This window comes from Rhodococcus sp. (in: high G+C Gram-positive bacteria) (assembly GCF_049286785.1).
Classification (GTDB): Bacteria; Actinomycetota; Actinomycetes; order Mycobacteriales; family Mycobacteriaceae; genus Rhodococcus_F.
The window spans coordinates 1-1,592 of sequence record NZ_JBAQEO010000647.1; the positions used below are offsets into that span (position 1 = coordinate 1).

Annotated in this window: 1 protein-coding gene and 1 pseudogene; both read right to left on the minus strand. The window is 64.6% G+C overall.

Features of this window, described 5'->3' with window-relative positions:
- Positions 1 to 126 (minus strand): IS3 family transposase (locus WAW17_RS23405; protein WP_422335293.1); only part of this gene is annotated, 126 nt, incomplete at its 3' end.
- 227 nt (positions 127 to 353) lie between these two features.
- Positions 354 to 1,315: pseudogene (locus tag WAW17_RS23410) on the minus strand (helix-turn-helix domain-containing protein); the annotation flags it as partial.
- Positions 1,316 to 1,592: the final 277 nt, after the last annotated feature.

The following is a 1,592-nucleotide window of genomic DNA, read 5'->3' on the forward strand; positions in this document are numbered from 1 at the left end:
GGATATACGTTCATTGTTGTACCAATGGATGTAGTCGTGCAGCGCAGTGGTCAATGCATCGATGCTGAGGTATCGGATGTGGTGGAAGAGTTCTTCTTTGAGGTGACCGAAGAAGTTCTCTATCACGGCGGACCTTCACCGTCGTTCCTGCACCCTCAAGGCCCGCAATTTCCAAGGTACGCGACTTCCGCCCGGAACCGCTCCTTCTCCGACCGCAGCTGCTCCAACTCACTGCACTCGCCCGGCTCGGAGTCGACGTACTTCGGCGGACGCCCAGCCCGCTTCGGGCGTAACCCGTCATCGCCCTCGCTGCGATACTTCCGCGTTCCGGTGCTGGCTTCGACGATAAGTCGGTAGTTGTAGTGGACGTTCCAGACTTCGAGTGCCTGGGATCGGTGTTGTTCGCTGGTCCATTCGCGGGCGTAGAGGAACTCCTCGGCCAGGATGCGGCCCAAAGCGCTCGACCTTGCCGTTGTGGCGTGGGGTGGAGGGCCGGATGAACTGGTGCCGCATGCCGCCGAGGGTGCGAGCGAATACCGCCGAGTGGTAGCACGCCCCGTTGTCGGTGACCACGCGGGTGAACCGGGCGATGGCGTGGGCGGCGAAGAACGCTCGGGCGCGGCTGATGAAACCGACTGCGGTGATGCCCTTCTCGCCGGGAAGCGCTTCGGTGGGGATACCTCCCTGCACGTAGTGCTTGGGGGAGACTCGAGGCGGGAGAATCCGTCGACGATCGAGTGCAGGTAGACGTAGCCGGTGCGGGTGCCGCGTTTCTTGCCGCGATCGACGGTCTTGGCGTGTTCGCTGCCGCGGCCGTGGATGCGCCAGCCGCCGCGGTCGGGTATCCGGCCGACCTTCTTTGATGTCGACGTGTCCGTTGACCGGGGTACCGGGCGACGACGGTGTTCGGGTGTTTGCGGTTCGCGGCCCCGTTCGGGTCGAGGAACCGGCGGCGGTTGATACCCACACGCACCAGCCATCGTCCGACTGTGGAGAGGGAGACGATGTGCCCTTCGGCCTGGAGTTCGCCGGCGATGCGGCGGGCGGACCTTTTCCTGTCGCGGTGCAACTGTCAGCAACTTCTCGATCTTGTCGACCAGCTCCGGGTCGAGGGCGGCGGGTTGGTGGTGCGGGACGCTGACGCGGTCGTGCAGGCCGGCGTTACCGCCGGTGCGGTACCGGTTCACCCACTTCGACAGACACTGGCGGGAAATCCCCGCTTCGGCGGCGACGTGCGCGATCGGATGGTGCTGGCCGCGGTGGATGAGGCGCGCAATCTTTCGGCAGGGGTCAGTGGGGCGTTGCGGTGGGACACGCGGGTCTCTTTCCGGTCGGGACGAGTTGGTCGCACTTCTCATCCTGCCGATAGAGACCCGCGCCCTCAGCTACCGATTTGCACCGACCGCGTCACCAACCTCATGAAACGCAACAGGCCGGGAGAGTCGATGAGTTCGTACCGATAGGCACGTGGAGTGGACGAAGGACGTGCGCGGTCGCAGAGCTGGGCCGGGTCACCCACGGCTCTGGGTGAGACTGTCCGTACGAGGCTCTTCCTCGCTGGCGCCTTCTCTTGGGAAGTCGATGGTCTGGGG